Here is a 7,814-nt window from a genome sequence, read left to right as displayed (position 1 = left end):
AATCTCACCGGCCGGCCGGCCGAGTCGTACACGCCCGAGTACTGGGTGCGGCACGTCCGTGAGGCGGTGCGCTTCGCCGACGGTATCCAGACCCTCGGTGATCTGGGCGTGACCACGTTCGTCGAGATCGGACCCGGTGGCGTGCTGAGCGCCCTCGCGCAGGGCTGCTTCGACGACGGCACAGACATCGTCACGGTTCCCGTCCTGCGCGCCGACCGCCCCGAGCCGTACGCGCTCGTCACCGCGATCGGGCGGCTGCACACCCACGGCATCTCCCCCGACTGGCAGGCGCTCTTCCCGGGCGCCCGCCGTGTCGACCTGCCCACGTACGCCTTCCAGCGCGAGCGCTACTGGCTCGACGCGCCTCGGGCGGCGACCGCCGGCGCCCCGGACGCGATGGACGCCGAGTTCTGGGACTCCGTCGAGAGCGAGGACCGGGCACCTCTCGGTGCGCTCCTGGGACTGGAGCCCGCCGAACTGGACGTGGTCGCGTCCAAGCTGTCGGCCTGGCGCCGGAAGCGGCGCGAGCAGTCCACCACCGACGGCTGGCGCTACCGGATCACCTGGCAGCCGCTCGGTGACATGGTCCGGGCCGCTCCGTCGGGGACCTGGCTCCACGTGGTCTCCGAGGAGACCGCGTGGACCGAGGCGATCCGCGCCGGGCTCACGGAACTCGGCGTCGCGCTCGTACCGTTCGCCGTGGGCGAGGACACCGACCGTGACGCGCTCGCCCGGGCCTTCGCCGACGCCGGGCACGAGCAGGCCGATGGCATCCTGTTCGCCGCAGCACAGGGAGAAGCGGGGGCGAACGCCCTCCAGCGGCTCGTCCTGCTCGTCCAGGCCCTCGGCGACGCCGGGATCGAGGCCCCGCTGTGGTGCCTGACCAGCGGCGCAGTGTCGACCGGCACGGCGGATCTGCTGACCGACCCCGTCTCCGCCCAGCTCTGGGGCCTGGGCAGGATCGTCGCCCTGGAACAGCCGCAGCGCTGGGGCGGGCTCGTCGACCTGCCCGCCGAGCTCGACTCCCGCGCGCTGGAACGACTGGCCGGCCTGCTGGCCCAGGCCGACGAGGACCAGCTCGCCGTACGCGCCTCCGGAGTGTACGGCCGCCGCCTCGTGCGCGCGCCGCAGAGCGCGGCACCGGCGGATGCACCCTGGTCGCCGCGCGGCACCGTGCTCGTGACCGGTGGTACGGGTGCGCTGGGCGGGCACGTGGCCCGCTGGCTCGCCGGTGCCGGTGCCGAGCACCTGGTGCTCACCAGCCGCCGGGGCCCCGACGCCCCGGGCGCCGCCGAACTCAAGGCGGAGCTGGCGGAACTGGGCGCTCAGGTCACCGTCGTCGCGTGCGACGCGGCCGACCGCGACGCGCTCGCCGAGTTGTTCGGCCGGCACACCGTGAACGCCGTGGTGCACACCGCAGGCGTACTCGACGACGGCCTGGTCGAATCGCTCACGCCCGAGCGCCTCAACAACGTGCTGCGCCCCAAAGTGGACGCAGCGCTCCATCTGCATGAGCTCACCCGGGACCGTCAGGACCTCGACGCCTTCGTGCTCTTCTCCTCGATGACCGGTGTCTGGGGCAACGGCGGCCAAGGCGCCTACGGTGCCGCGAACGCCTTCCTCGACGCCCTCGCCGAGCACCGCCGGGCGCAGGGCGTGCCCGCGCTGGCCGTCGCGTGGGGATCCTGGGCGGACGGAGGCATGGCCGACGGCGCCGCCGGTGACCATCTGCGGCGGCGCGGCGTACGGGCGATCGCGGCCCTTCCCGCGATCTCCGTGCTGCACGGTGCGCTGACCCACGGCGAGACCTCCATGACCGTCGCGGACGTGGACTGGGAGCGCTTCGTCCCGGCCTTCGCCGGCACGCGGCCCTGCCCGCTGCTGCACGGCGTGCCCGAGGCCCGCGAGGCCCTCGAAGCACGCGCCCGGGCCGCGCAGAGCCCCGAAGTACCCGCGTCCGCGCTGGTCGAGCGCCTCCTCGGCGCCACGCCGGGGGAGCAGGGCCGCATCCTGCTGGACCTGGTCCGCGAGCAGGCCGCCACGGTGCTCGGCCACACGGGCAAGGGTGCCTTCGAAGCCGACCGGACGTTCCGCGAGACCGGCTTCGACTCGCTCACCGCCGTCGAACTGCGCCACAGGCTCAACACGGCCACTGGCCTCAAGCTGCCCACCACCCTGGTCTTCGACCACCCGACCCCCACCGCCCTCGCCCGTCACCTGGGCGAGGAACTCCTCGGTCGGCACGGGCTGGAGAAGGCCGCCGCGCAGGCGACGGCCGCCGCCGCGGCCGACGAGCCCCTCGCGATCGTCGGCATGAGCTGCCGCTTCCCCGGCGGCGTCCAGTCGCCGGAGGACCTGTGGGAGCTGCTGAGCTCCGGCCGGGACGCGATGTCCGGCTTCCCCACCGACCGCGGCTGGGACATCGACGCGCTCTACGACCCCGACCCCGACCGGCCCGGCAAGACGTACTCGCGCGAGGGCGGCTTCATCCAGGGCGCCGACCGCTTCGACGCCGGTCTCTTCGGGATCTCGCCGCGTGAGGCGCTGGCGATGGACCCGCAGCAGCGGCTGCTGCTGGAGACCGCGTGGGAGGCCTTCGAACGCGCCGGCATCGCCCCCGCGTCCGTCCGCGCCAGCCGCACCGGTGTCTTCATCGGCACCAACGGCCAGGACTACGCCAACGGGCTACGCAACGCGCCCGAGGAGATCGAGGGGTACGCGCTCACCGGCAAGGCGGCCTCGGTCGTCTCCGGACGCATCTCCTACACGTTCGGCCTCGAGGGTCCCGCGGTCACGGTCGACACGGCCTGCTCGTCTTCACTCGTGGCCCTGCACCTGGCCGCCCAGGCACTGCGGAGCGGCGAGTGCTCGATGGCCCTGGTCGGGGGCGTCACCGTCATGACCACGCCGGACCTGTTCGTGGAGTTCAGCCGGCAGCGCGGGCTGTCGCCCGACGGCCGGTGCAAGGCGTTCGCGGCCGGTGCCGACGGCACGGGCTGGGGCGAGGGTGTCGGTCTGCTGCTGGTGGAACGGTTGTCCGACGCGCGTCGGAACGGGCACCAGGTGCTGGCGTTGGTCCGCGGCAGTGCGGTGAACCAGGACGGTGCGTCCAACGGTCTGACCGCGCCCAACGGCCCCTCGCAGCAGCGGGTGATCCGGCAGGCGCTGGCGTCCGCCGGGCTCACGCCGGCCGACGTGGACGCCGTCGAGGCCCACGGCACGGGCACGCGGCTCGGCGACCCGATCGAGGCGCAGGCGCTCCTCGCCACGTACGGCCAGGAGCGGCCCGAAGGACAGCCGCTGTGGCTGGGCTCGGTCAAGTCCAACATCGGTCACACGCAGGCCGCCGCGGGTGTCGCCGGTGTGATCAAGATGGTGCTGGCGATGCGGCACGGCGTGCTGCCGCAGACGCTCCATGTGGACGAGCCGACCGCGCACGTCGACTGGTCGGCAGGCGCCGTGCGGCTGCTGACCGAGCCGGTGCAATGGCCCGGGACCACCGGGCCCCGCCGGGCCGCGGTGTCCTCCTTCGGTATCGGCGGCACCAACGCGCACACGATCATCGAGGAAGCGCCCGCCGCGGCCGCGGCCGAGCCGGCCCGGGAACACCGCCCGGTGCCCGTGCCGTGGGTGCTGTCAGCAAAGAGTGAAGTGGCGCTGCGGGCCCAGGCGGAGCGTCTGCTGGCCTTCGCGACCGACGACGTGTCGCCCGTCGACGCCGGATTCTCGTCGGCCACGACGCGCTCGGCACTGGAGCACCGGGCCGCGGTGATCGGCACCGACCCGGCCGAGCTGCGGGCGGGGCTGGAGGCCCTCGCGGCAGGCGAACCGGCGGCGAACGTCGTTGCCGGGCGCGCTCACTCGGCGGACAAGCTCGGGTTCTTGTTCTCGGGCCAGGGTTCGCAGCGGCTGGGAATGGGGCGTGAGCTGTACGCGGCGTACCCGGTGTTCGCTGCGTCGTACGACGAGGTGTGCGCGCTTTTGGACGCGCCGGTCGACGTCGATGCGGAAACGCTTCATCAGACGGGTTGCGCCCAGCCGGCGTTGTTCGCGGTCGAGGTGGCGCTGTTCCGGTTGCTGGAGTCGTGGGGTGTGCGGCCGGATTATGTGGCCGGTCATTCGGTGGGTGAGATTGCGGCCGCTCATGTGGCGGGTGTGTTGTCGCTCGAGGATGCGGCGAAGCTGGTGTCGGCGCGTGCCGCACTGATGCAGGCGCTGCCCGCCGGCGGGGCGATGGTCGCGGTCCAGGCGACGGAGGACGAGGTGCTGCCGCACCTGACCGACGGGGTAGGGATTGCGGCGGTCAACGGTCCTCGGTCAGTTGTGGTTTCCGGCGCTGAGGACGCGGTCACCGCGGTCGGTGAGATCTTCGCCGGTCAGGGTCGTAAGACGTCCCGGTTGAAGGTCAGTCACGCCTTCCACTCGCCGTTGATGGACCCGATGCTGGGGGAGTTCGCAGAGGTTGTTCGCGGTCTGACGTTCAGTGAGCCGCGGATCCCGGTGGTCTCGAATCTCACCGGCCGGCCGGCCGAGTCGTACACGCCCGAGTACTGGGTGCGGCACGTCCGTGAGGCGGTGCGCTTCGCCGACGGTATCCAGACCCTGCACGGCCTGGGTGTGACCAGGTTCGTGGAGATCGGACCCGGCGGTGTCCTCAGCGGCATGGCGCAGGGCTGTGTGGACGACATCGTCACCATCCCCGTACTCCGAGCCGACCGCCCCGAAGCCCGGGCGCTCACCACCGCGTTCGCCCAACTGCACGTCGGCGGCGTCGAAGTGGACTGGCACGCCTTTTTCCCGGGTGCCGGCCGCGTCGACCTGCCCACCTACGCCTTCCAGCGCGAGCGCTACTGGCTCGACGCCCCCGCCCTTGCCGGTGGCATGCGCGCGGTGGGGCAGGGCGAGGCCGGTCACCCGCTCCTCGGCGCCGCCGTGCCGCTGGCCGACGGCGACGGACACCTGCTCACCGGGCGGCTTTCGCCGCACACGCATCCGTGGCTGGTGGACCACGCCGTCGGTGGGGTCGCGCTCCTGCCGGGAACCGCGTTCGTCGAGCTGGCGGTCACCGCTGCCGACGCCGTGGGCTGCGACCTGCTGGAAGAGCTGACGCTGGAGACACCGCTGCTCGTGCCCGAGCGCGGCGGCGTCGCCCTGCAGGTGCGCGTCGGCGCCGACGACGGCTCGGGCCGCAGGCCGCTGACCGTGCACTCGCGGATCGACGACGCTGACGCGTACGCCCACGAGGACGACTCCGGGCGGGCATGGGTCCGGCATGCCTCCGGCTCGCTGACCGTCGCCACTGGAGGACCCGTGGACGGCTTGCTCGCCGCGTGGCCGCCCGTGGGAGCGGAGCCGATCGACGTCGACGGGTTCTACGACCGCCTCGCCGGCATGGCGCTCGACTACGGCCCCGCCTTCCAGGGGCTGCGCGCCGCGTGGCGGAGCGGGGACGACTTCTTCGCCGAGGTGGAGCTGCCCGGTGCGGAGCGGACGGACGCGGGCGCGTACGGTCTGCACCCCGCGCTGTTCGACGCCGCCCTGCACTCCGTCTGGCTGGGCGCGGTCGAGCCCGAGGCCGGGACGGGGAACGGGCTGCTGCCGTTCGCGTGGAGCGGCGTGCGCCTGGCGGCTGCCGGAGCCTCCGGCCTGCGGGTGAAGGTCTCGCGCGCCGGCACCGGCACCTCCACGGTGTCGCTGGTGCTGGCCGACGGCACCGGGGAGCCGGTCGCGCGGGTCGACGCGCTGACGCTGCGCCCGGTGCCCGCCGACCAGTTGCGCGCCGGTTCCGGCGGCGACGACGCGGTCTTCGGCCTGGAGTGGACGCCGGTCAGCCTGCCGTCCGCGCCGGGTGGCATGAGGATCGAGACGTACGAGGATCTCGCCGCGCTTGGGGCCGCCGACTCGCCGGCGGTCACCGGAGCCGATGCCGGAGCCGTCGCCGATGCCGTGGTCGTGCCCTGCCCGACCGGGGCCGGCGCGGACCTGGCCACCCGGGTCCGTGAGGTCGCCCATGCCGTGCTGGAGTTGGTGCAGTGGTGGCTGGCCGAGGAACGCCCGGGGCGCCTGGTGCTGGTGACGCGTGGGGGAGACCTCGCCCAGTCGGCGGTCTGCGGACTGGTGCGCTCGGCGCAGACCGAGAACCCCGACCGCATCGTGCTGGTCGAGACCTCCAGCGATACCCGTGCCGAGGCGGGCAGCGGTGTTGACGACGCCGGCCTTGCCCGGGTGCTGCCCGGCCTGATCGCGTCGGGTGAGCCGCAGGCCGCGGTGCACGCGGACGACGAGGTCCGGGTGCCCAGGCTGGTCCGCGTCGCCGTGCCGGACGCGGAGCCGGAACTTCCCGGCCTCGGCTCCGGCACCGTCCTGCTGACCGGTGCGTCGGGCGGCCTGGGCGGATTGTTCGCCCGGCATCTGGTCGCCGAGCACGGCGTCCGCAGTCTGCTGCTCGTCAGCCGCCGCGGCGGGGACGCACCCGGCGCGGCCGAGCTCGCCGCCGAGCTGACCGCACAGGGCGCCGACGTCACCTGGGCCGCGTGTGATGTGGCCGACCGCGCCGCCGTCCGTACACTCCTGACCGGGCCCGGGCAGAGCCTGTCCGCGATCATCCACACCGCCGGCGTACTGGACGACGGAATCATCGGCTCGCTGACCCCCGAGCGGCTGGACGCCGTGTTCCGCCCGAAGGTGGACGCGGCGCTGAACCTGCACGACCTGGCGGCTGAGCTGTGCGGCGACCTGTCCGCGTTCGTGCTGTTCTCCTCGGTGGCGGGCACCCTCGGCACGCCGGGCCAGGGGAACTACGCCGCTGCCAATACCTTCCTCGACGCCCTCGCCGAGCACCGCCGTGCCGCGGGCCTGCGGGCCACGTCGCTGGCCTGGGGTCTGTGGGCGCAGGACAGCGAGAGCGCCATGACCGGCAGCCTCGACCACACCGATCTCACCCGCATCAAGCGCATGGGACTCGCCGCGATCCCGTCGGCGGACGGCCTGCGGATGTTCGACGCCGCACTGGCCACCGATCGGGCGGCAGTGGCCCCGATCCGGCTCGACACGTCCGCCTTCCGCGACGGCCAGGGGCAGCCCGTGCCGCCGGTCCTGCGCGGACTGGTGCGGGGCGCGCCGGTGCGGCGCGCGGCGCGGACCGCGCCGAAGGGATCGCTGGGTCAGCGGCTGGCCGGGCTGGCGGAGGCCGAGCGCGAGCAGGTGGTGCTGGACCTGGTGCGTACCGAGGTCGCCGCCGTGCTCGGGCACGCCGGAGCACAGTCGGTCGGCGCGGACGACTCGTTCAAGGACATCGGGTTCGACTCGCTGACCGCCGTCGAACTGCGCAACCGGCTCAACTCGGCCGTCGGCATGCGCCTGCCCGCCACCCTGATCTTCGACTACCCGAACCCGCTCACCCTCGCCCGCTTCCTCACCACCGAAGCCGCAGGTTCCGGCGAGGCACCGGCAGCCGTGCCGGCGCCCCTCTCCACGGCCACCGGAACGCCGGACGAGCCCCTCGCGATCGTGGGCATGGCCTGCCGCTACCCCGGCGGCGTGCGGTCGCCCGAAGACCTGTGGCACCTGGTGTCCTCCGGCCGCGACGCGGTGTCGGGCTTCCCCGAGGACCGCGGCTGGGACGTGGCGAAGCTCTACGACCCGAACCCCGACCAATGGGGCACCAGCTACACCCGAGAGGGCGGCTTCCTCCACGACGCGGCGGACTTCGACGCCGAGTTCTTCGGGATCTCGCCGCGTGAGGCGCTGGCGATGGATCCGCAGCAGCGGTTGCTGCTGGAGACGTCGTGGGAGGCGTTCGAGCGGGCCGGGAT

1 protein-coding gene is annotated in these 7,814 nt (G+C 73.6%); it reads left to right on the top strand.

Annotated features, from left to right (window positions below; genetic code table 11):
* Window positions 1-7,814, top strand: a 7,814-nt coding sequence (locus tag ACFZDC_RS41640; RefSeq protein ID WP_391332283.1) for an SDR family NAD(P)-dependent oxidoreductase, incomplete at both ends; no start/stop codon positions are given.

The organism is Streptomyces sp. NPDC007905 (assembly GCF_042959345.1).
Lineage (GTDB): Bacteria > Actinomycetota > Actinomycetes > Streptomycetales > Streptomycetaceae > Streptomyces.
The sequence above is the reverse complement of the archived record's forward strand: the minus strand, read 5'-3'. Positions and strand labels throughout refer to the sequence as shown.